This window comes from Acidovorax sp. 100 (genome assembly GCF_003688355.1).
GTDB classification, from domain to species: Bacteria; Pseudomonadota; Gammaproteobacteria; order Burkholderiales; family Burkholderiaceae_C; genus Acidovorax; species Acidovorax delafieldii.
The window spans coordinates 1,697,499-1,719,008 of sequence record NZ_REFD01000001.1; the positions used below are offsets into that span (position 1 = coordinate 1,697,499).

18 protein-coding genes are annotated in these 21,510 nt (G+C 65.5%); all 18 read left to right on the forward strand.

Annotated elements, in window-relative coordinates; translation table 11 throughout:
* Nucleotides 1-95 precede the first annotated feature (95 nt).
* The 18 genes from C8C96_RS07990 (at nt 96) to C8C96_RS08075 (ending at nt 21,504) form a co-directional block, all read left to right on the forward strand.
* Nucleotides 96-1,157, forward strand: a complete 1,062-nt coding sequence (locus tag C8C96_RS07990; protein ID WP_099731227.1) for a GTP-binding protein — start codon at nt 96-98, stop codon at nt 1,155-1,157.
* A gap of 197 nt (nt 1,158-1,354) precedes the next feature.
* On the forward strand, nt 1,355-2,152 hold the full coding sequence (dksA, locus tag C8C96_RS25405) for an RNA polymerase-binding protein DksA (RefSeq protein ID WP_082522359.1): 798 nt from the start codon (nt 1,355-1,357) through the stop codon (nt 2,150-2,152).
* 47 nt (nt 2,153-2,199) lie between these two features.
* Entirely contained in the window at nt 2,200-3,939 is a 1,740-nt protein-coding gene (locus C8C96_RS08000) for an STAS domain-containing protein (RefSeq protein ID WP_121941976.1), read from the forward strand.
* A 153-nt stretch (nt 3,940-4,092) separates the two neighbouring features.
* Nucleotides 4,093-4,659, forward strand: a complete 567-nt coding sequence (hslV, locus tag C8C96_RS08005; RefSeq protein ID WP_056646768.1) for an ATP-dependent protease subunit HslV — start codon at nt 4,093-4,095, stop codon at nt 4,657-4,659.
* Between the two features lie 132 nt (nt 4,660-4,791).
* Entirely contained in the window at nt 4,792-6,117 is a 1,326-nt protein-coding gene (gene hslU / locus C8C96_RS08010; protein ID WP_121941977.1) for an ATP-dependent protease ATPase subunit HslU, read from the forward strand.
* 252 nt (nt 6,118-6,369) lie between these two features.
* Entirely contained in the window at nt 6,370-6,798 is a 429-nt protein-coding gene (gene mraZ, locus C8C96_RS08015; protein WP_015012546.1) for a division/cell wall cluster transcriptional repressor MraZ, read from the forward strand.
* 8 nt (nt 6,799-6,806) lie between these two features.
* Nucleotides 6,807-7,733, forward strand: coding sequence for a 16S rRNA (cytosine(1402)-N(4))-methyltransferase RsmH (rsmH, locus tag C8C96_RS08020; protein ID WP_056059230.1), 927 nt, complete (start codon nt 6,807-6,809; stop codon nt 7,731-7,733).
* 1 nt (nt 7,734) lies between these two features.
* Complete coding sequence (ftsL, locus tag C8C96_RS08025) at nt 7,735-8,064, forward strand: cell division protein FtsL (RefSeq protein WP_121941978.1); 330 nt, start codon at nt 7,735-7,737, stop codon at nt 8,062-8,064.
* Nucleotides 8,061-9,806, forward strand: coding sequence for a penicillin-binding protein 2 (locus tag C8C96_RS08030; protein ID WP_116748936.1), 1,746 nt, complete (start codon nt 8,061-8,063; stop codon nt 9,804-9,806). Before ftsL ends, C8C96_RS08030 begins: the two co-directional genes overlap by 4 nt.
* A complete protein-coding gene (locus C8C96_RS08035) occupies nt 9,806-11,320 on the forward strand; it encodes a UDP-N-acetylmuramoyl-L-alanyl-D-glutamate--2,6-diaminopimelate ligase (protein ID WP_121941979.1) in 1,515 nt (504 codons plus the stop codon). The genes C8C96_RS08030 and C8C96_RS08035 overlap by 1 nt, the downstream gene beginning before the upstream one ends.
* A complete protein-coding gene (gene murF, locus C8C96_RS08040) occupies nt 11,311-12,789 on the forward strand; it encodes a UDP-N-acetylmuramoyl-tripeptide--D-alanyl-D-alanine ligase (RefSeq protein WP_121941980.1) in 1,479 nt (492 codons plus the stop codon). The genes C8C96_RS08035 and murF overlap by 10 nt, the downstream gene beginning before the upstream one ends.
* A gap of 39 nt (nt 12,790-12,828) precedes the next feature.
* A complete protein-coding gene (mraY, locus tag C8C96_RS08045; protein WP_015012552.1) occupies nt 12,829-14,007 on the forward strand; it encodes a phospho-N-acetylmuramoyl-pentapeptide-transferase in 1,179 nt (392 codons plus the stop codon).
* Nucleotides 14,004-15,953 carry a UDP-N-acetylmuramoyl-L-alanine--D-glutamate ligase gene (gene murD, locus C8C96_RS08050; RefSeq protein ID WP_233584189.1) on the forward strand — a complete coding sequence of 650 codons (1,950 nt, stop codon included), beginning with the start codon at nt 14,004-14,006 and terminating at the stop codon, nt 15,951-15,953. The genes mraY and murD overlap by 4 nt, the downstream gene beginning before the upstream one ends.
* Nucleotides 15,950-17,218 (forward strand): putative lipid II flippase FtsW, encoded by a 1,269-nt coding sequence (ftsW, locus tag C8C96_RS08055; protein ID WP_056059212.1) that lies wholly within the window; start codon nt 15,950-15,952, stop codon nt 17,216-17,218. Before murD ends, ftsW begins: the two co-directional genes overlap by 4 nt.
* Nucleotides 17,215-18,285 (forward strand): undecaprenyldiphospho-muramoylpentapeptide beta-N-acetylglucosaminyltransferase, encoded by a 1,071-nt coding sequence (gene murG, locus C8C96_RS08060; protein ID WP_121941981.1) that lies wholly within the window; start codon nt 17,215-17,217, stop codon nt 18,283-18,285. The genes ftsW and murG overlap by 4 nt, the downstream gene beginning before the upstream one ends.
* The gene (gene murC / locus C8C96_RS08065) at nt 18,282-19,715 is read left to right on the forward strand and encodes a UDP-N-acetylmuramate--L-alanine ligase (RefSeq protein ID WP_121941982.1); all 1,434 of its coding nucleotides are present in this window, start codon (nt 18,282-18,284) and stop codon (nt 19,713-19,715) included. The genes murG and murC overlap by 4 nt, the downstream gene beginning before the upstream one ends.
* On the forward strand, nt 19,712-20,701 hold the full coding sequence (locus C8C96_RS08070; RefSeq protein ID WP_056646738.1) for a D-alanine--D-alanine ligase: 990 nt from the start codon (nt 19,712-19,714) through the stop codon (nt 20,699-20,701). Before murC ends, C8C96_RS08070 begins: the two co-directional genes overlap by 4 nt.
* Nucleotides 20,701-21,504, forward strand: coding sequence for a cell division protein FtsQ/DivIB (locus C8C96_RS08075; protein ID WP_099731221.1), 804 nt, complete (start codon nt 20,701-20,703; stop codon nt 21,502-21,504). The genes C8C96_RS08070 and C8C96_RS08075 overlap by 1 nt, the downstream gene beginning before the upstream one ends.
* The last annotated feature ends 6 nt before the right edge of the window (nt 21,505-21,510 follow it).

Genomic DNA, 21,510 nt, shown 5'->3' on the forward strand with positions numbered 1-21,510 from the left:
GGGGCTTGACAGCCTCGGTACACTGAAAAAGATGCCCCTGGGTGGGGCACTGCGCCGCGCAGCGCAAGTATTTGATTCCCTTGAAAGACAGATTTATGGCACTGATCCCCGTCACCATCCTCACCGGCTTCCTGGGCTCGGGCAAAACGACGTTGCTCAAGCGCCTCTTGAGCGAAGCCCATGGCCAGAAGATCGCCGTGATCGAGAACGAATTCGGCGAAGAAAACATCGACAACGACATCCTGGTGACCGAGTCCAAGGAGCAGATCGTGCAGATGAGCAATGGCTGCATCTGCTGCACCATCCGCGAAGACCTGCGCGAGACGCTGCAACTGCTGGCGGCCAAAAAGCGCAAGGGCTTGCTCGACTTTGACCGCATCGTGATCGAGACCACCGGCGTGGCCGACCCGGGCCCCGTGGCACAGACCTTCTTCATGGACGAAGAGATCGCCGAAACCTACCTCATCGACTCGATCATCACGCTGGTGGATGCCAAGCATGCGCCACAGCAGCTCAACGACCGGCAGGAGGCCCGCCGCCAGGTGGGGTTTGCGGACCAGATCTTCCTGTCCAAGACCGACCTGGTGTCCAAGGACGAGACCGACGCGCTGATCCATCGCCTGAAGCACATGAACCCGCGCGCGCCCATCAAGGCCGTGCATTTTGGCGAAGTGCCGCTCAAGGAGGTGCTGGACCTGCGCGGCTTCAACCTCAATGCCAAGTTGGACATCGACCCGGACTTCCTCAAGGAAGAAGGGGATGGGCATGACCACCACGACCATGACCACGAACATGGCGAGCACTGCAGCCACCCCTCCCACCAGCATGAGCACGGCCATGGCCATCACCATCACCACGATGACGATGTGAAGAGTTTTGTGTACCGATCGGACCGCCCGTTCGATCCGGCCAAGCTCGAAGACTTCCTTGGCGCCATCGTCAATATTTACGGCCCGCGCATGCTGCGCTACAAAGGGGTGCTGAATATGAAGGGCACTGAACGCAAGGTCATATTCCAGGGCGTGCACCAGCTCATGGGCAGCGACCTGGGCCCCCAGTGGGCCGAGGGCGAGGCGCGTACCAGCAAGATGGTCTTTATTGGCATTGACCTGCCCAAGGACATCTTCCTGCAGGGGCTGGAGCAAAGCCTGGTTTGACCTGTTCGCCGGTTCCGAGGGGGCGATGGAGCCCGATTTGTGTTGTATCTGCAACGTTTCCGTTTGCGTCAGCCCAGGTCGATACAATCGCGCCCCGGCAAGAACCTGTGAACAGGTTCTAGACCCCGGAAGGCTTGCCACACGCCCTTGGCTGCGAATGCAGCTGGGGCCCGCCCGTACTGCGAGGAGACCAGGAAGTGAAAGCCGACACCAGCAAATCCAAGGGGGCCACCAAGGCAACCCCTGCCGCGGCAAAAAGCGCCGCCGCCCCAGCGGCACCCAAAGTTGCTGCGAAGGCCACTGCCAAGGCTGCTGCAGCACCCAAGGTGGTCGCGCCCCCGGCAGTGGCGGCACCCGCTCCGGCGCCCGCACTGCAAGCGGGCTCGCAGGTACCCGTGCGCACAACCCGGCCTTCTTCCCGATTGGCCCAATTGACCGTACCATCCATGGCACAGACGGTGGCTTCGACAGCTGCCAAAGCCAGTTATCAACACACCATGCCCACGACCGCGCAAGCGCAGCCTACTTACACGGCTGCCAAAAAAGACCCCAAGCTGGCGAACAACTGGAAAACCAAGTCCGTCGCCGAGCTGACCGACGCTGAAGTCATGGCCATGCCCGACAGCGAGTACATGAACGAAAAGCAGATGGCGTTCTTCCGCCTCAAGCTCGTTCAACTCAAGCAGGACATCCACAACAGTGCCGGAGAAACCACTGAGCATCTGCGTGAGGACACCGTGGTGGTGCCCGACCCGGCCGACCGCGCCACCATCGAAGAAGAGCACGCACTGGAGTTGCGCACCCGCGACCGGGAGCGCAAGTTGCTCAAGAAGATCGAGCAATCCATTGCCCGCATCGATGCGGGTGACTACGGCTACTGCGACGAAACCGGTGAGCCCATTGGTGTGGGCCGCCTGATCGCACGTCCCACCGCCACGCTGTCGCTCGAAGCGCAGCAACGCCGCGAACTCAAGCAGAAGATGTTTGGGGATTGAGCAGGCCCCCGCCTGTTGATCAACGCGCGCACTCTGCACCCTGAGCCATGAGCAAGGAAGAATCCACCCCTGGCGGCCTGCTATCGAAGGTGGTGCGGTTCGTGAAGAATCCGACCGTCAACTGGACGGAGCTGGACTCCCTCCAGGACGACCGGGAGAGCCAGTACAGCAAGCAGATGCTCAAGGAGATGATCGAGCGCAAGCGCCGCAACGATTTTGTGCGGCGCCGCGAGTTTGATCAGCTGCGCAAGCTGCGCCAGCGCGAGGTCTTGCACGGGCAGCGGGTGGAAGATGCCGCAGGGCGCCCCTCGTTTTTCCAGAGCAGCATGGCATCGCCCGACGAACGGGCCGTCACGCTCAAGAAGATCGACGAGATCGAAGCGCAGATGTCCCAGCAGTGGTGGAAGAGCAAGCAGGGCGCCGACGCACCCACCCAGCCAGGGGTGATGCCGGATTCCAGCACGGAGGCGTCTGCGGAAGAGCAAGCCCGTGCCTATGCGCCCACGGTGCCCGGGAGCCTGTCTGCTCCGCTGGATACCAAACCCGCCGTTCAGCCTCTGTTCGCTGATGACAGCATGGCCATTGGCCGCTTTGGTGGCACGGACGCCACCATGCTGCCCGGCAGCGCCCCACACGTCGAAGCATCCTTCAGCCCTGCGGCTCCCACGGCTGCCCCCGCGCCCGCATTCGAACCGGAGGAATTCGTGCACGAACCCGATCTTGAAGAAGCCGCCATCCGGTTTGCCAATGGTGACCATGCAGGGGCCGAGTCTGGCCTGCTGGAGGTGCTGGCCCAGCACCAGCAGGACGATCCAGCGCAGCAGCTGGAAATCTGGATGACGCTGTTCGACCTTTACCGGGCCACCGGGCAGCACGACCGTTTTGACACCCTGGCCATCGACTTTGCCGCGCAATATGGCCGTTCGGCGCCGCTGTGGTTTTCCATCCCGGCGCAACTGGGCCTGGCCGTTGAAGTGGCTCCCGCTGCCGAGCCTGCCGCTGCCATGCGCCGTGATTTCAGCTGGAACGCTCCGCCCACCGTGGCGGTTTCTTCGGTGGCGGCACTGCAGGCCTCGCTGGCCCGTGCGGCGTCCCCCTGGACGCTGTCCTGGTCACGCCTTGCTTCGATTGATGAGGCGGCAGTGCCCCTGTTGGCTGACCAGTTCAGCCTGTGGGCCGACCGCGATGTCCAGATCGTGTTTTCGGGTGTTGAAAAGCTCCATGCCCTGCTCGATGCCAAGACCCAGTCGGGCGACCGCTCGAACAGCCCCGAGTGGTGGCGTTTGCGCATGGCAGCCATGCGCCTCATGGGCAAGCCCGACGAGTTTGAATTGGTGGCGCTCGACTACTGCGTGACCTACGAAGTCTCTCCGCCCTCCTGGGTGTCGCCACGTTGTGGATACTCGGACAACGAGGGTGTGTCTTCAGGCTCTGCGCCTCTGGCCGCCGACAGCGACTTCATGGCGTCCGATCTCGGTGAGTCGTCGGTCCCTGCTCCCTTGGACAACGGACCCGTCGCACAGCTCAGCGGCCATATCGACGGCGATGCCACGCCCCTGCTGCAGCCGTTCGAGGCACACTTCAAGCCCGGCGTGCCGCTGACCATTGCCTGCGACAAGCTGATCCGGGTGGACTTTGCTGCTGCAGGCTCCGTGCTCAACTGGGCGGCTGAGCAACAGGGCCACGGCCATGTGATCCAGTTCCACAACCTGCAGCGGCTGGTGGCGATCTTCTTCAACGTGATCGGCATCAACGAACACGCCTGGGTGGTCCCCCGGAAGAACTAGCAGCACCTCTCCTGGGGGGGGGCTGTTCCGGTCCAGATTCCAGTCTTGCGGGCGTTGGGGAATGGCGTGTCGCGTGGTTGGCCAGGCTGCGTGTGCGGCATCCGTCCCGAGGTCGGCTTGCAAAATGCCTGGTGATCCCCATCTGCCGCAGCTATGGATTCATCTCAAGACAACCATCCGGTGTTCCACGGCACCACCATCCTCAGTGTGCGTCGCCAGACGCCTTCCGGCATCCAGGTCGCCATCGGCGGCGATGGGCAGGTCACGCTGGGCAACATTGTGGTCAAGGGCACGGCGCGCAAGGTGCGCAAGCTCTACCACGGCAAGGTGCTGGCGGGCTTTGCGGGCGCCACGGCCGATGCGTTCACGCTGTTCGAGCGCTTCGAGGCGAAGCTGGAAAAGCACCAGGGCCACCTGACGCGCGCTGCCATCGAACTCACCAAGGACTGGCGTACCGACCGGGTCTTGCGCCGCCTCGAAGCCATGTTGGCCGTGGCCGACGCCAGCGCGTCGCTCATCATCACCGGCAATGGCGACGTACTGGAGCCCGAGCAAGGCATCGTGGCGATTGGCTCGGGGGGCGCCTATGCGCACTCGGCGGCCAAGGCGCTGCTGGTGAACACCGAGTTGTCCGCCGAAGAGATCGTGAAGAAGTCGCTCGAAATCGCGGGCGAACTCTGCATCTACACCAACATGAACCACACCATCGAGACGCTCTGAGCGTACGGCGGTGGAACCGGCCCCAGGCTGGCCGCACGGTCAGACCCTGATGGGCTGAGTGCTCTGTTATTTATAGCTGCTGGCGCATGATCCACTAGCGCTACAGCCTCATTTGATACCAGGAAGACCTGTATGTCGTCCATGACCCCCCAGGAAATCGTCTCCGAGCTGGACAACCACATCGTGGGCCAGGCCAGCGCCAAGCGCGCCGTGGCCATCGCCCTGCGCAACCGCTGGCGCCGCCAGCAGGTGGAAGGCAGCCTGCGCCAGGAGATCACGCCCAAGAACATCCTCATGATCGGCCCCACCGGCGTGGGCAAGACCGAGATCGCGCGCCGCCTTGCAAGACTAGCCGATGCGCCCTTCATCAAGGTCGAGGCCACCAAGTTCACCGAGGTGGGCTACGTCGGCAAGGATGTGGATTCGATCATCCGCGACCTGGCCGAGATGGCCGTCAAGCAGACGCGCGAGGCCGAGATGAAAAAGGTGCGCACCCGCGCCGAAGATGCGGCCGAGGAGCGCATTCTGGACGTGCTGATCCCCCCGGCCCGCGCCGCAGCAGGCAGCGAGCCTGCCGCTGACAACACCGCCCGCCAGGTCTTTCGCAAAAAGCTGCGCGAAGGCAGTCTGGACGACAAGGAGATCGAGATCGACGTGGCCGAAGGCCGCCCCCAGCTCGAGATCATGGGCCCCCAGGGCATGGAGGAAATGACCGAGCAGCTGCGCGGCATGTTCAGTCAGCTGGGGCAGGACAAGCGCAAGACCCGCAAGCTCAAGATCGCGGAAGCCTTGAAGCTCATCACCGACGAAGAGGCGGCCAAGCTGGTCAACGAAGAGGAGATCAAGACCCGCGCCGTGCAGAACGCCGAGCAGAACGGCATCGTCTTCATCGACGAGATCGACAAGGTGGCCGCGCGCCAGGAAAGCAGTGGTGCCGACGTGTCGCGCCAAGGCGTGCAGCGCGACCTGCTGCCGCTGGTGGAGGGCACCACGGTGTCCACCAAGTACGGCATGATCAAGACGGACCACATCCTGTTCATCGCCTCGGGGGCGTTCCACCTGTCCAAACCCAGCGACCTGATCCCGGAGCTGCAGGGACGGTTCCCGATCCGAGTGGAGCTGGAATCGCTGTCGGTCAAGGACTTCGAAGCCATCCTCACCCAGACCCATGCGTCGCTGGTCAAGCAGTACCAGGCGTTGCTGGCCACCGAGGGCGTCGCGCTGGAGTTCGCGCCCGAGGGCATCACCCGCCTGGCGCACATCGCCTTTGAGGTGAACGAACGCACCGAGAACATCGGCGCGCGCCGCCTGTCCACGGTGATGGAGCGCCTGCTGGACGAGGTGAGCTTTGACGCCACCCGCCTGGCCGGCCAGACCATCACCATCGACGCCGCCTACGTCGATACCCGCCTGCAGACCCTGAGCCAGGACGAGGACCTGTCGCGCTACATCCTGTGACCACTCGGTCAAGCCTTGAGAGGTCACTTTCATAGGCCTCTCTAAGTGCTTCTTTTTCAACGACTTTTAGCGTTCTGGTGTCTGAAAAAACGCATCTAAGTCGTTGATTTCATTGAAAAGTTTGTGGGACAACCCCCTTGTTCGGTGTGCTTTTCCTGCTACAGTGCAAAAAAGTGCAATTAAGTGGTGAAAAGTGCCCTCAAGGTCCGTTTCTGGACATGCGAGGCGCAAAACCGAACTGGGAATCTGTCCGTGTTTCAAGGTGCCTCGTCGCTGAGTCTCGATGCGAAGGGTCGGCTGTCCGTGCCGACCCGGCATCGTGACGTCCTCGCGGCCACGGCATCCGGTCAGCTCACCATCACCAAGCACCCGCACGGCTGCCTCATGGTCTTCCCCCGCCCTGAATGGGAGAAGTTCCGCGAGCGCATCGCCCAGCTGCCCATGTCCGCCCAGTGGTGGAAGCGCATCTTCCTGGGCAATGCCATGGATGTGGACATGGACGCCACCGGCCGTGTGCTGATCTCCCCCGAGCTGCGCGAAGCCGCCGGTATTTCCAAAGACACCATGCTGCTGGGCATGGGCAACCATTTCGAACTCTGGGACAAGGCCACCTACGACGAGCAGGAAGCCAAGGCCATGCAGGGTGAGATGCCGGATGTCTTCAAGGACTTCTCCTTTTAAGGCGCGCTGTGACATCCCCCTTGCAACACACCACCGTCCTGCTCAACGAGGCCGTGGACTCTCTCCTGGGCGGCGCAGGCCCGGAGCCTTCCGGCACCTGGATCGATGCGACCTTCGGGCGCGGCGGGCACTCCCGCCTCATCCTGCTCCGGCTAGGCCCCCAGGGGCGCCTGGTGGCCTTTGACAAGGACCCCGAAGCCATCGCCGAAGCAACGCGCATCACCGATGCGCGTTTTTCCATTCGGCACGAAGGTTTTCGCCATCTGGCCGACCTGCCGCCCGCCAGTGCTGCGGGCGTTCTGATGGACCTGGGCGTGAGCTCGCCCCAGATCGACAGCCCCGAGCGGGGCTTCAGTTTCCGTTTTGACGGTCCGCTGGACATGCGCATGGATACCACGCGCGGCGAAAGCGTGGCCGATTGGTTGGCCACGGCCGAAGTCGGTCAGATTGCGGAGGTGATACGTGACTACGGTGAAGAACGGTTTGCTGGCCCCATTGCAAAGGCGATTGTTGCTCGGCGCGAAGAACGGGGTCCTCTTGCAACCACCGCAGAATTGGCCGACCTCGTGGCTGGCGCGGTCAAAACCCGCGAGCCGGGCCAGAACCCTGCAACGCGCACATTTCAAGCTCTTCGGATTTTCATCAACGCCGAGCTTGAAGAGCTGCAACAGGCGCTAGAGGCCAGCCTCTCGGTGCTGCAGCCCGGTGGGCGGCTGGTGGTCATCAGCTTCCATTCGCTCGAAGACCGCATCGTCAAGCAGTTCATCGCCAAACATTCCAAGGAGGTCTACGACCGCCGCGCACCGTTTGCTGCGCCGCAGGCCATGAAGCTCATCGCGCTTGACCGCATCAAGCCCAGTGCGGCCGAGGTCGAGGCCAATCCCCGCTCGCGCAGCGCCATCATGCGCGTGGCCGAGCGCACGGCGGTCGTCTGACATGACGCGGCTCAACGTGGTCCTGTTGCTGGCGGTGCTGGCCAGTGCGATCTATCTGGTGCACACCCAGTACGAATCGCGCCGCCTGTTCACCGAGCTGGACCGCGCCGTGGCCGAGGCCCGCCGTCTGGAGACGGAGCACCAGCGCCTGCAGGTGGAAAAGCGCGCCCAGGCCACGCCGCTGCGGGTGGAGAAGATCGCGCGCGCACAGTTGAACATGCGCACCGCTACCCCAGCGATCACCCAGTACGTGTCTGACCCGCAAGGCGTCGCAACTGCCACTGCAGCGGCAACAGCCGCCGCTTCGCAACCCGCCGGGGTGCAGCCATGAGCCGCAGCGTGCTCTACACATCCAGCCCTCTGCTGGCCAGCAAGACGCCGGTCTGGCGCAGCAAGTTCATCGTGGCGGTGATTGGGCTGGGCTTTCTGGGGCTGGCTGGGCGGGCGGCCTATGTGCAGGTGTTTGGCAACGCGTTCTTCCAGCGTCAGGGCGAGGTGCGTTTTGCGCGCACGCTGGAGTTGCCTGCCAACCGCGGCAAGATCGTGGACCGCAATGGCCTGATCCTCGCGTCCAGCGTGCCGGCTGCCAGCATCTGGGCGATCCCCGAAGACGTGGACCAGGACAAGCCCGAGGTTCGCGCCAAGCTCAAGCAGCTGGCCAAGCTGCTGGACATGCCGCAGGCCGACCTGCTGAAAAAACTGGCGGATGAGGACAAGACCTTCGTCTGGATCAAGCGCCAGCTTGACTGGGATGTGGGCCAGCAGATCGCAGCCCTGGACATCAAGGGCATCTACCAGCGCAAGGAATACAAGCGCCAGTATCCCGAGGGCGAGGCTGCCGCACACGTGGTGGGCTTCACCAACGTGGAAGACCACGGCCAGGAAGGCATGGAGCTGGCGTTCGACAAGGAGCTGGCGGGCAAGCCCGGTTCGCGCCGCGTGATCAAGGACCGATTGGGCCGTGTGGTCGAAAGCGTGGGCGAAACCGTGCCCCCGGTCGATGGCAAGGACATGCAGTTGTCCATCGACAGCAAGGTGCAGTTCTTTGCGTACCAGAAGCTGCGCGACCAGGTCGCCGCGCACAAGGCCAAGGCGGGCAGCGTGGTGGTGCTCGATGCCCACACGGGTGAGCTGCTGGCGCTGGCCAACTACCCGAGCTACGTGCCCGACAAGCGCCAGAACCTGACTGGCGAACAACTGCGCAACCGTGCGCTGACCGACGTGTTCGAGCCCGGCTCGACCATGAAGCCGTTCACCATCGGCCTGGCGCTGGAGACCGGGCGCGTGCGCCCCGAGACCGTGGTGGATACCAACCCCGGACGCATCACCATCACCGGCTCCACGATCTCGGACACGCACAACTACGGCGTGCTCACGGTCGAAGGCGTGATCCAGAAGTCCAGCAACGTGGGCACCACCAAGCTGGCCATGCAGATGCCCGCGCGCGAGATGTGGGAGACCTTCTCGGCCGCCGGTTTTGGTCAGAAGCCCCAATTGCACTTCCCGGGCGTGGTGACGGGCCGCCTGCGCCCCTACAAGAGCTGGCGCCCCGTGGAGCAGGCCACCATGTCGTACGGCTACGGCCTCTCGGCCAGCCTGTTCCAGATGGCACGGTCGTACACCGTGTTTGCCAATGGCGGTCGGGTGATTCCCGCCACCATGCTCAAGACGGCCGAGCCCGCCGTGGGCGTGCCTGTTTTTTCCGAGCGCACGGCCGACCAGGTGCGCAAGATGCTGCAGATGGCCGCAGGCCCCGGCGGCACGGGCCAGAAGGCGCAGACCGTGGGCTACTCCGTGGGCGGCAAGTCGGGCACGGCACGCAAGCAGGTGGGCAAGAACTACGCCTCGGGCAAGTACCGCGCGTGGTTCACCGGCATGGCACCCATCGACAAGCCCCGCATCATCGTGGCCGTGATGATCGACGAGCCCAGCAACGGCGTGTTCTACGGCGGTGCCGTGGCCGCGCCGGTTTTCAGCGAGGTGGTGCAGCAGACCCTGCGCATGATGGGCGTGCAGCCCGACATGGCCGTCAAGCCGCAGATCGTGGCCAATGCCGTGGAGGAGTCGCTGTGATGCAAGCGCCGCTCCACATCCTCCAGACTGCCAGCGACGCGGTGCAATGGCTGCGCACGCGCGTCACCGGCGCACTGCACACCGACAGCCGCCAGATCACGCCCGGCGACGGCTTTATTGCCTGGCCCGGTGCCGCCACAGACGGCCGCGCGCATGTGGCCGACGCCATGGTGCGTGGCGCCACGGCCTGCCTCGTCGAACAGGCGGGGGTCGAGGCCTTCGCTTTTGCGGGCGACCACATGGCGGCGCTGCAAGGTCTCAAGGCCGCCACAGGGCCCATCGCCGCCGAATGGTTTGCACAACCCACGCAGCAGCTGAAGGTGCTGGCCGTGACTGGAACCAATGGCAAGACCAGCACGGCGTGGTGGCTCGCAGGTGCTCTGAATGTGCTATCGAATGAGGAGCAATCAGGGCAAGATCAATGTGCGCTGGTGGGCACTTTGGGCATGGGACTGCCACCCGCGCTCACCTCCACCGGCATGACCACGCCCGACCCGGTGCGGTTGCAGCGCGCGTTTGCCCAGTTTGTGGCGCAGGGCCTCGGTGCCTGCGCCATCGAGGCCTCGTCGATTGGATTGGCCGAGGCCCGGCTCGACGGCACGCACATCCACGCGGCCATCTTCACCAACTTCACGCAAGACCACCTGGACTACCACGGCAGCATGGCCGATTACTGGCTGGCCAAGCGGGCGCTGTTCGATTGGCCGGGCCTGCAGGCCGCCATCATCAATGTGGACGACCCCGCAGGCGCCCAATTGCATGGCGAGCTGAAGGGCAGTGCACTGGATCTGTGGAGCGTCTCGGCCCAGGGGGCTGCGCGCCTGGCGGCGCAGGACATCACCCTGGGTGACCAGGGCCTGCGTTTCACGGTGGTGGAGGGCACTGACCGCCATCTGCTGCAAACCCGCGTGATCGGCCAGTACAACGTGCTCAACCTGCTGGGCGTGCTGGCCACGCTGCGCAGCCTGGGCGTGCCGCTGAACCGCGCCGTGCGCGCCTGCGCCAGCCTGCAGCCCGTGCCGGGCCGCATGCAGCGGCTGGTGGCGGTGGGCCAACCCCTGGTGGCCGTAGACTACGCCCATACCCCCGACGCTTTGGACAAAGCCCTGCAAGCCCTGCGCCCCCTGGCCACCGAGCGTGGCGGGCGGCTGTGGTGCGTGTTCGGCTGCGGCGGCGACCGCGACGCGGGCAAACGCCCGCTGATGGGTGCCGTGGCCCAGCAGCAGGCCGACCAGGTGCTGGTGACCAGCGACAACCCCCGCAGCGAAGACCCGGCAGCCATCCTGCACCAGATCCTGCAGGGCACGATTGCCGGTGGCACCGTGCGCGCCGAGCCCGACCGTGCGGCCGCCATCGCGCAGGCCATTGCCGAGGCCGCACCTGCCGATGTGGTGCTGATTGCCGGCAAGGGCCACGAAGACACCCAGGAGACGGCAGGCGTGCGCGTGCCGTTCTCCGACATGGCCCATGCGCAGGCTGCGCTGCAGGCCCGAGGAGCCCACACATGGGCATGAACACCATTGCACCCGTCATGACACTGCAGCAAGCCTGGGCGCTGCTGCAGCCGCGTATTCCGGCCGCCCGACTGGTGGGCGATGGCGCCACGCCGCTGGCGCGTGTGCACACCGACACGCGCACCCTGCAGCCGGGCGATCTGTTTGTGGCGCTCAAGGGCGAGCGTTTCGATGCCAACGCCTTCCTGGCCGATGCCCGTGCTGGCGGTGCCGCTGCAGCCATTGCACACGGTGGTCTGGAGGCAGCCGGTTTGCCCGGCATCGAAGTGCCCGACAGCCTGGCTGCGCTGGGCGCACTCGCCACCGGCTGGCGTACGCAGTTCCACCTGCCGCTGATCGGCGTGACGGGCAGCAATGGCAAGACCACGGTGACGCAGATGATCGCGTCCATCCTGCGTGCCTGGCAGGGTGAAGCTGCGTTTGCCACGCAGGGCAATTTCAACAACGACATCGGTGTGCCGCTGATGCTGATGCGCCTGCGCGCCAGCCACCGCGCCGCCGTGATCGAGATGGGCATGAACCACCCTGGCGAGATCGCCACGCTGGCCGCCATGGCCCAGCCCACGGTGGCCTTGGTCAACAACGCGCAGCGCGAGCATCTGGAGTTCATGCATACCGTCGAGGCGGTGGCCCGCGAGAACGGCTCGGTGTTTGCCAGCTTGCCCGCCGATGGCGTGGCCGTGTTCCCGTCAGGGGATGCCTACACGGGCCTCTGGCAGTCGCTGGCTCTGGGGCGGCCCGGCCGCCGCACGGTGACCTTTGGTGATGGCGGTGATGTTCGCTGTGCGCAGGCCACGTGGGAGCGCGGCGCCTGGGCGGTCACCCTGACCACACCACGCGGCGAGATCACGACCCGCCTGCACATCGCTGGCCGCCACAACGTCACCAACGCGCTGGCGGCCACGGCGTGCACGCTGGCAGCGGGTGCACCCGTCGCGGCCATTGCCCAGGGTCTGCGCGACTTCACACCGGTCAAGGGCCGCTCGCGCGCTTTCAGTGTGACCGTCGCGGGCCGCGACATCACGGTGGTGGACGACACGTACAACGCGAACCCCGATTCCATGCACGCTGCCATCCAGGTGCTGGCCGAACTGCCAGGCCCGCAACTGCTGGTGATGGGCGACATGGGCGAGGTGGGCGACCAGGGGCCACAGTTCCACACCGAGGCCGGCGCACTGGCCCGTGAGGCTGGTATCCCCACGATGTTTGCGTTGGGCGCGCAGTCGGTGCACGCCACGTCGGCGTACGGCGACGGGCAGGGTGGTGTTGCCCGGCATTTCAACGATATGAGCGCACTGCAGGATGCGGTGCGCAACGCCCTGCCCACGGTGGGCAGCGTGCTGGTCAAGGGATCGCGATTCATGAAGATGGAACAGGTGGTCGAGGCGATCAGCGCCGCCGCACTGCCCCCAGAACAACAACAAAAGCCGATCAATCCACGGGAGGGACACCATGGCGCAACGCATTGATATTGCCCGTACGGTGTCAGCCCATGCCGGAGGTGCCACATGCTGCTGATGCTGTCGCAATGGCTGCAGGGCCTGTCGCCCGAGTTCGGCTTCTTTCGGGTGTTCCAGTACCTCACGTTCCGTGCGGTGATGGCCGCCATGACGGCGCTGCTCATCGGGCTGGTGGCCGGCCCCAAGGTGATTCGCATCCTCACCTCGCTCAAGATCGGCCAGCCCATCCGGGGCTATGCGATGCAGTCGCACCTGTCCAAGAGCGGCACGCCCACCATGGGTGGTGTGTTGATTCTGTTGTCGATCGCCATTTCCACCCTGCTGTGGTTTGACCTGTCCAACCGCTTTGTGTGGATTGTGCTCATCGTCACGCTGGGTTTTGGCGCCATCGGCTGGGTGGACGACTGGCGCAAGGTGGTCAACAAGGACCCCGAAGGCATGCGTTCGCGCGAGAAGTACTTCTGGCAGTCGGTGATCGGCCTCATGGCCGCGCTGTACCTGGTGTTCAGCATTTCTGAAAGCTCCAACGCCAAGGTGTGGGAGCTGTTCGTGGGCTGGGTGCAGTCGGGCTTTTCGCTGGACCTGCCGCCCAAGGCGGGGCTGCAGTTGCCCTTCTTCAAGGAAGTGAGTTACCCGCTGGGCGTGCTCGGCTTCGTGATCCTCACCTATCTCGTCATCGTGGGCTCCAGCAATGCGGTGAACCTGACCGACGGCCTGGACGGCCTGGCCATCATGCCCGTGGTGATGGTGGGCTCGGCGCTGGGCGTGTTTGCTTATGTCACCGGCAGCTCGGTGTATTCCAAATACCTGTTCTTCCCGCACATTCCGGGTTCGGGAGAGTTGCTGATCTTCTGCGCTGCCATGGCGGGCGCGGGCCTGGCTTTCCTCTGGTTCAACGCGCACCCCGCCCAGGTTTTCATGGGCGACGTGGGAGCGCTGGCGCTGGGCGGAGCCCTGGGCACCATCGCCATCATCGTGCGCCAGGAGATCGTGCTGGCCATCATGGGCGGCATCTTTGTGGTCGAGGCCCTGTCGGTGATGCTGCAGGTCACCTGGTTCAAGTTCACCAAGAAGCGCTACGGCGAAGGCCGCCGCCTGCTCAAGATGGCGCCGCTGCACCACCACTTTGAAAAGAGCGGCTGGAAGGAAACGCAGGTGGTTGTGCGCTTCTGGATCATCACCATGCTGCTGTGCCTGATCGGCCTGTCCACGCTGAAACTGCGATGAACCCGAACGATCCTCTTGTCCCTGACCCCCTCGGTACGCCCGAGGCCATGCCACCGTTGGCAGGGGCCGGGGTGGGCGCGGACGGCACTCCCGAAGGCGATCCTTGCATGCAGGCCCCTTTGCCCGTAGCGCCCGCAGAGCCTGAGGCGAATCCGGAGCAGGATGGTGCCGTGATAGGCAGCGAGGCCAACAACGCTGCGGCCGCAGCCAAAAGCACCAGCACCGCCTGGAACCCCGAGGCCGTGCCCGCCGTCTCCGCCGCGAAGGCAGCAGCGGATTTTGTGGCGCAGATCTTTGCCGAGGTGACCGCCCCCGAGCCGGGCGCTGCGGACAGCGCGGACGTTGCCGAGACCGCTGAGGCCGATGAGCCCACCACGCCCGATGTGCCCGCAGGCCCGGCGCGCGAGGGCGTTGCGAACCTGCTGCAAGACCAGCACATCCTGATCCTGGGCCTGGGCGCCTCGGGCATGGCGATGGCACGCTGGTGCGTGCGTTGTGGTGCGCAGGTCACCGTGGCCGACACGCGCGCTGCCCCGCCACAACTGCCCGCGCTGCGGCAGGAGCTGCCCCAGGTGCGTTTTGTGTCGGGCGCATTCGATGCCAGTCTGGTGCAGGGCCAGAACCTGCACGCGGTCTATCGTTCGCCAGGGCTGAGTCCCGAGGCAGTGGCTCCTGTTTTGGAAGCGGCTCGTGCAAACAACATCAGCGCTGGCGGTGAGTTGAGCCTGTACGCCACGGCCTTGGCCGCGCTGCGTGCATCGCATGCATATGGCCCGGCCGTGCTGGCCATCACCGGCACCAATGGCAAGACCACCGTGACCTCGCTCACCGGCCAGCTGGTGGAACGCTCGGGCAAACGCGTGGCCGTGGCCGGCAACATCGGTCCGACCCTGCTCGACACGCTGGCAGAACACCTGGATGCCGACACTTTGCCCGATGTGTGGGTGCTGGAGCTGTCGAGTTTTCAGCTGGATGGCGTGAATGGGGGGGAAGGGGGCTTCGAACCCACAGCCGCCACGGTGCTCAACATCACGCAGGACCACCTGGACTGGCACGGCAGCATCGACGCTTACGCTGCGGCCAAGGCACGTATCTTTGGCCAGACGGGCTTGATGATCCTGAACCGCGAAGACGCTGCGGTGATGGCCATGCTGCCGCCACCCGTCAAGGTCAAGCTGCAAAAGCCGCAGGTGCGCGCACACATCACTTTTGGTGGCGACATGCCCCGGCGTCCGGGCGACTTTGGCATCGAGGTGGTGAGCGGCATGCCCTGGCTGGTGCGCGCCATGGATGCGGACGAAACCCGCAAGCGTGGCCGCAACGAGGTCGAAGAGGACCTGCACATCCAGCGGCTCATGCCGGCGGATGCCCTGCGCATCCGGGGTCGCCACAACGCCACCAACGCATTGGCCGCGCTGGCGCTGGCCACGGCGGCGGGTTGCCCGCTGGCGCCCATGCTCTACGGCCTGCGCGAGTACCGGGGCGAGCCGCACCGTGTGGAGCCCGTGGCCATCATCCACGGCGTGGAATATTTTGACGACAGCAAGGGCACCAACGTGGGCGCCACGGCGGCTGCGCTGGTGGGGCTGGGCACGGAGCGGCGTTTGGTGGTCATTCTGGGCGGAGAAGGCAAGGGGCAAGACTTTGCGCCTTTGGCAGCCCCCGTCGCGCGCTATGCACGTGCCGTGGTGCTGATCGGCCGCGACGCACCGCTGATCCGCACTGCGCTGCAGGACGCTGGCGTACCACTGCTCGACGCGGGCACCTTGCCAGAGGCTGTCGCACTTGCCGCGCAGCGCGCCCATTCTGGCGATGCGGTGCTGATGTCGCCAGCCTGTGCCAGCTTTGACATGTTCAAGGACTACGAGCACCGCGCCCAGGTCTTTTGCGAGACCGTGCGGGCGATGGCCGACGATGCGGGCCAGTCGGCGGAGGGCATGCAATGACGGCACCCGCCAGCACCCTGTTGCAACGCGTGACCGGCTGGTTCGGTGGCCTGCCCGGCAAGGCGGCCGATGTGTTGCCCGTGCGCGTGGGCGGTACCGAGTACCGCCAGTCGTCCAGCACGCCCGCGAGCGTGCTGGGCTTTGACCAGGCCTTGCTCTGGGTGGTGGTGGCACTGCTGGCGTGGGGGTTGGTGATGGTGTATTCAGCGTCGATTGCCATGCCGGACAACCCGCGCTTTGCCAACTATGCGTCCACCCATTTCCTGACCCGCCACATGATGTACTTGGTGGTGGGGTTTGTGGCGGCACTGCTGGCGTTCCAGGTGCCCATGGCGCTGTGGGAGCGGGTGGCGCCCTGGTTGTTCATCGTGGCCTTGCTCATGCTGGTGGCGGTCCTGATCCCCGGCGTGGGCAAGGTGGTCAATGGCGCGCGCCGCTGGTTGTCCATCGGGCCCGTAGGCTTCCAGCCCTCCGAGGTGGCCAAGTTTGCGGTGCTTATCTATGCCGCCGACTACATGGTGCGCAAGATGGAGGTGAAGGAGCGCTTCTTCCGCGCCGTGCTGCCCATGGGCGCTGCGGTGGCCATCGTCGGCGTGCTGCTGCTGGCCGAGCCCGACATGGGCGCCTTCATGGTGGTGGCCGTGATTGCCATGGGCATCCTGTTCCTCGGCGGTGTGAATGCCCGCATGTTCTTCCTGATCGCAGGGGTGCTGGTGGGTGCCTTTGCGCTGATGATCGCCAGTTCGCCCTGGCGCCGCGAGCGCGTGTTTGCGTACCTGGATCCCTTCAGCGAACAGCATGCACTCGGCAAGGGCTACCAGCTATCGCACTCGCTGATTGCCATCGGGCGCGGCGAGGTGTTTGGCGTGGGGCTGGGGGGCAGCGTGGAGAAGCTGCACTGGCTGCCCGAGGCGCACACCGACTTCCTGATGGCCGTGATCGGCGAAGAGTTTGGCCTGGTGGGCGTGGTCGCGCTCATCGTGCTGTTCCTGTGGATGACCCGCCGCATCATGCACATCGGCCGCCAGGCCATTGCGCTGGACCGCGTGTTCGCAGGGTTGGTGGCGCAGGGCGTGGCGATCTGGATCGGTTTTCAAGCCTTCATCAACATGGGCGTGAATTTGGGCGCGCTGCCGACCAAGGGGCTCACGCTGCCACTGATGAGTTTTGGCGGGTCGGCGATTTTGATGAATCTGGTGGCGCTGGCGGTGGTGCTGCGGGTCGATTACGAGAACAAGCTCCTCATGCGGGGAGGTCGCGTATGAGCACGCAGAAGACCGCCCTCATCATGGCTGGTGGAACCGGCGGCCACATCTTCCCCGGCTTGGCCGTGGCCGAGGAACTGCGCGCACGCGGCTGGCGTGTGCACTGGCTGGGCGCGCCCGGCAGCATGGAGTCGCGCATCGTGCCGCAGCACGGCTTTGCGCTGGAACTCATCGATTTTTCGGGTGTGCGCGGCAAGGGGCTCGTCACGCTGGCGCTGTTGCCGCTGCGCCTGATGCGTGCGTTCTGGCAGGCGCTGCAGGTCGTGCGCCGCGTGAAGCCCGACGTGGTGGTGGGCCTGGGTGGTTACATCACCTTTCCGGGCGGGATGATGGGCGTGCTCGCGGGCAAGCCCCTGGTGCTGCATGAGCAGAATTCGGTGGCGGGCATGGCGAACAAGGTCCTGGCCGGTGTGGCCGACCGCGTGTTCACGGCCTTCCCCAACGTGTTCAAACAGGGGCAGTGGGTGGGCAACCCGCTGCGCACTGCCTTCACGCAGCAGCCCGGCCCCTCGGAGCGGTTTGCGGGCCGCAGCGGCCCGCTGCGCCTGCTGGTGGTGGGCGGCAGCCTGGGCGCACGTGCGCTCAACGAGATCGTGCCCCAGGCCATCGCGCTGATGCCTGCCGACCAGCGCCCCACCGTGGTCCACCAAAGCGGTGCGGCGCAGATCGATGCCCTGCGCGCCCACTACGCCGCCGCAGGGGTCGAGGCAGAGCTGACGCCTTTCATCGACGACACCGCCAGCGCGTTTGCAGCGGCCGACATCATCGTTTGCCGGGCGGGGGCGAGCACCGTCACCGAGATCGCGGCCGTGGGCGCCGCGTCTATCTTTGTCCCCTTCCCGTCGGCCGTGGACGACCACCAGAACACCAACGCGCAGTTCCTCGTGAACGCAGGAGGCGGCTGGCTGGTGCAGCAGCGAGACCTGACGCCGCAAGGGCTGTCTGAAATGCTATTGAAATTAGAGCGGCCCACGCTTGTGGATGTAGCGCTCAAGGCCAAAACCATGCAAAAAATCAACGCCACCCGCGAGGTGGTGACTGCCTGCGAGGAGTTGGCCCAACCATGAAACATGCGATTCGCCACATCCATTTCGTAGGCCTGGGCGGCGCCGGCATGAGTGGCATTGCCGAAGTGCTGTTCAACCTGGGTTACCGCATCTCGGGCTCGGACCTGGCCGACAGTGCCACGCTGCGCCGCCTGGCAGACCTCGGCATCAAGACCTGTCTCGGCCACGCGGCAGCGCACATCGATGGTGCCGATGCCGTGGTCACGTCCACAGCCGTCACTTCGGACAACCCTGAAGTGCTGGCCGCACGCGAAAAGAAGATCCCCGTGGTGCCGCGCGCACTGATGCTGGCCGAGCTGATGCGCCTGAAGCAGGGCATTGCCATCGCGGGCACGCACGGAAAGACCACCACCACCAGCCTCGTGACCAGCGTGCTGGCTGAGGCGGGGCTGGATCCGACCTTCGTCATCGGCGGCAGGCTCAACAGCGCAGGCGCCAATGCCAAGCTGGGCAGCGGCGACTACATCGTGGTCGAGGCCGATGAGTCCGACGCGTCGTTCTTGAACCTGCTGCCCGTGATGGCCGTGGTGACCAACATCGACGCCGACCACATGGAGACCTATGGTCACGACTTCGGCCGGCTCAAGGGCGCGTTTGTCGATTTCCTGCACCGCATGCCGTTCTACGGCACGGCTGTCCTGTGTGTGGATAGTCCCGCCGTGCGCGACATCCTGCAGAGCGTGACCTGCCCCATCACCAGCTACGGCTTCTCGGAAGACGCGCAGGTGCGCGCCATCAACGTGCGCGCCGAGGCGGGCCAGATGCGCTTCACCGTGCAGCGGCGCAACGGCGTCACGCTGCCCGATATGGAGATCGTGCTCAACCTCGCGGGCGAGCACAACGTGCTCAACGCGCTGTCGGCCATTGCCGTGGCGGTGGAGCTCAACATCCCCGACGACGCCGTGCAGCGCGCGCTGGCGGGCTTCAAGGGCGTGGGCCGACGCTTCCAGCGCTATGGCGATCTGCCCGCGAAGGACGGCGGCACCTTCACCGTCATCGACGACTACGGCCACCACCCTGTGGAGATGGCTGCCACGCTGGCGGCCGCGCGCGGCGCGTTCCCCGGGCGGCGCCTGGTGCTGGCTTTCCAGCCGCACCGCTACACCCGCACGCGCGATTGCTTTGAAGATTTCGTCAAGGTGATCGGCCATGCCGATGCGGTACTGCTCACCGAGGTGTATGCCGCAGGCGAGGCGCCGGTCGTGGCCGCCGATGGACGCTCGCTGGCCCGTGCCCTGCGCGTGGCCGGCCGTGTGGAGCCGGTGTTTGTGGACAACGTGGTCGATCTGCCCCGGGCCATTGCCGACAACGCACGCGCGGGCGACGTGGTGATGTGCATGGGAGCCGGCTCCATTGGCGCAGTGCCCGGCAAGGTGGTTGAGATGCTACAAAATAATGAGCTGAAAGCGCATGAAGGGAGCGCACTATGACCCTTCCTGAATCGAATATCGATGTGAAGTCGCTGGGCAAGGTTGCCGTCCTGATGGGCGGGGACTCGGCCGAGCGCGAGGTGTCGCTGATGTCGGGCAGCGGCGTGCTGCAGGCGCTGCGCTCGCGTGGCGTGGATGCCCATGCGTTTGACCCCGCACAGAACGCGCTGGGCGACTTGAAGCGCGACGGCTACGCCCGCTGCTTCATCGCACTGCACGGCCGCCATGGCGAAGACGGCACGGTGCAGGGCGCGCTGGAGCTGCTGCGCATTCCGTACACCGGCCCCGGCGTGATGGCCTCGGCCATCGCCATGGACAAGGTCATGACCAAGCGGGTGTGGCTGGCCGAGGGCCTGCCCACGCCCCGCTATGTGTGGCTGGCGCCCGATCGGCAGCAGCGCGAGGTGGTGCGCACCGTGCCCGACGAGCTGGGCCTGCCGCTCATCGTCAAGCCGCCGCGCGAAGGCTCGTCCATCGGCGTGACCAAGGTACGCGGCTATTCGGACATGCAGGAGGCCGTGCAGCTCTCTGCCCAGTACGACCCCGACGTGCTCTGCGAAGAGTTCATCGAGGGCGAAGAGGTGACCTGCCCCGTGCTGGGCCAGGGCGCCAGCGCCCGTGCGCTGCCGGTGATCCGCATCGTGGCGCCCGATGGCGCCTACGACTACCAGAACAAGTACTTCACCGACGACGTGAAGTACCAGTGCCCAAGCGGCCTGCCCGAGGCCGAAGAGCGCGAGATCCAGCGCATTGTGCTGGAGGCTTACCGCACCCTGGGCTGCCGGGGCTGGGGTCGTGCCGACCTGATGATCCGCGCGAGCGACCGCAAGCCCTTCCTGCTGGAGATGAACACATCCCCTGGCATGACGGGTCATTCGCTGGTGCCCATGTCGGCCCGGGCCTCGGGCATCAGCTACGAAGAGCTGTGTCTGCGCATCCTCGCGGATGCGGCCCTCGACACGCCCGCAAAACCAAAGGCCGCCTGATGACCCAGACGCTGCCCGCACCCCTGGACGTCAAGCTCATGAACCTGACCGCGTCGGTCCTGTTCGTGGGCTGCGCCCTGGCCGTGCTGGCGGCGGGGGTGGGGTGGGTGCTGCGCTACCCCGGCTTTGCCATCGCACGCATCGTGGTGCAGGGCGAGCTGGTGCACAACAACGCGGTGACCCTGCGGGCCAACGTGGCGCCACATCTGGTGGGCAACTTCTTCACCGTGGATCTGCGTGCCGCCCGCGAGGCCTTCGAGCAGGTGCCCTGGGTACGCCGCGCGCAAGTGCGTCGGGTGTACCCCGGCAGCTTGCGTGTGGAGTTGCAGGAGCATGACGCGGTGGCGTACTGGGGGCCGGACACCGGCTCAGCGCTGGTCAACAGCCAGGGCGAAGTCTTCGAGGCCAATGTGGGCGATGTGGAGCAGGAGGGCCTGCCGCGCCTGCAGGGGCCTACAGGCAGCTCGGCCGAAGTGCTGCAGATGTATGGGCTGCTGGAGCCCGTGTTCAAACCTCTGGGCCTGGACGTGGAAGAGCTGCAGCTGACCGGGCGAGGCGGCTGGCGCGCCACCCTCGACAGTGAGGCCGTGGTGGAGCTGGGAGGCGGTACGCCGCAGGAAGTGGTGCAGCGCACGCAGCGTTTTGTACGCACCCTGACCCAGGTGGCCGCGCAGTATGGCCGCCGCGTGGACGCGCTGGAGTCTGCGGACCTGCGCCACGCCGGGGGCTACGCCCTGCGCCTGCGGGGTGTGACCACAGTGACTGCAGACGCAACCGGCGCGACGGCCGTGCGCAAGAGGTAATGGCAT

Bases quoted from the DNA above. Each gene is read 5' to 3' on its own strand.
- hslV (WP_056646768.1), top strand. From the start codon at position 4,093: ATGGATTCATCTCAAGACAACCATCCGGTGTTCCACGGCACCACCATC.
- murD (WP_233584189.1), top strand. From the start codon at position 14,004: ATGAACCCGAACGATCCTCTTGTCCCTGACCCCCTCGGTACGCCCGAG.
- ftsW (WP_056059212.1), top strand. From the start codon at position 15,950: ATGACGGCACCCGCCAGCACCCTGTTGCAACGCGTGACCGGCTGGTTC.
- C8C96_RS08035 (WP_121941979.1), top strand. From the start codon at position 9,806: ATGCAAGCGCCGCTCCACATCCTCCAGACTGCCAGCGACGCGGTGCAA.
- mraY (WP_015012552.1), top strand. From the start codon at position 12,829: ATGCTGCTGATGCTGTCGCAATGGCTGCAGGGCCTGTCGCCCGAGTTC.
- murG (WP_121941981.1), top strand. From the start codon at position 17,215: ATGAGCACGCAGAAGACCGCCCTCATCATGGCTGGTGGAACCGGCGGC.
- murF (WP_121941980.1), top strand. From the start codon at position 11,311: ATGGGCATGAACACCATTGCACCCGTCATGACACTGCAGCAAGCCTGG.
- C8C96_RS08030 (WP_116748936.1), top strand. From the start codon at position 8,061: ATGAGCCGCAGCGTGCTCTACACATCCAGCCCTCTGCTGGCCAGCAAG.
- ftsL (WP_121941978.1), top strand. From the start codon at position 7,735: ATGACGCGGCTCAACGTGGTCCTGTTGCTGGCGGTGCTGGCCAGTGCG.
- C8C96_RS07990 (WP_099731227.1), top strand. From the start codon at position 96: ATGGCACTGATCCCCGTCACCATCCTCACCGGCTTCCTGGGCTCGGGC.
- C8C96_RS08000 (WP_121941976.1), top strand. From the start codon at position 2,200: ATGAGCAAGGAAGAATCCACCCCTGGCGGCCTGCTATCGAAGGTGGTG.
- murC (WP_121941982.1), top strand. From the start codon at position 18,282: ATGAAACATGCGATTCGCCACATCCATTTCGTAGGCCTGGGCGGCGCC.
- C8C96_RS08070 (WP_056646738.1), top strand. From the start codon at position 19,712: ATGACCCTTCCTGAATCGAATATCGATGTGAAGTCGCTGGGCAAGGTT.
- C8C96_RS08075 (WP_099731221.1), top strand. From the start codon at position 20,701: ATGACCCAGACGCTGCCCGCACCCCTGGACGTCAAGCTCATGAACCTG.
- hslU (WP_121941977.1), top strand. From the start codon at position 4,792: ATGTCGTCCATGACCCCCCAGGAAATCGTCTCCGAGCTGGACAACCAC.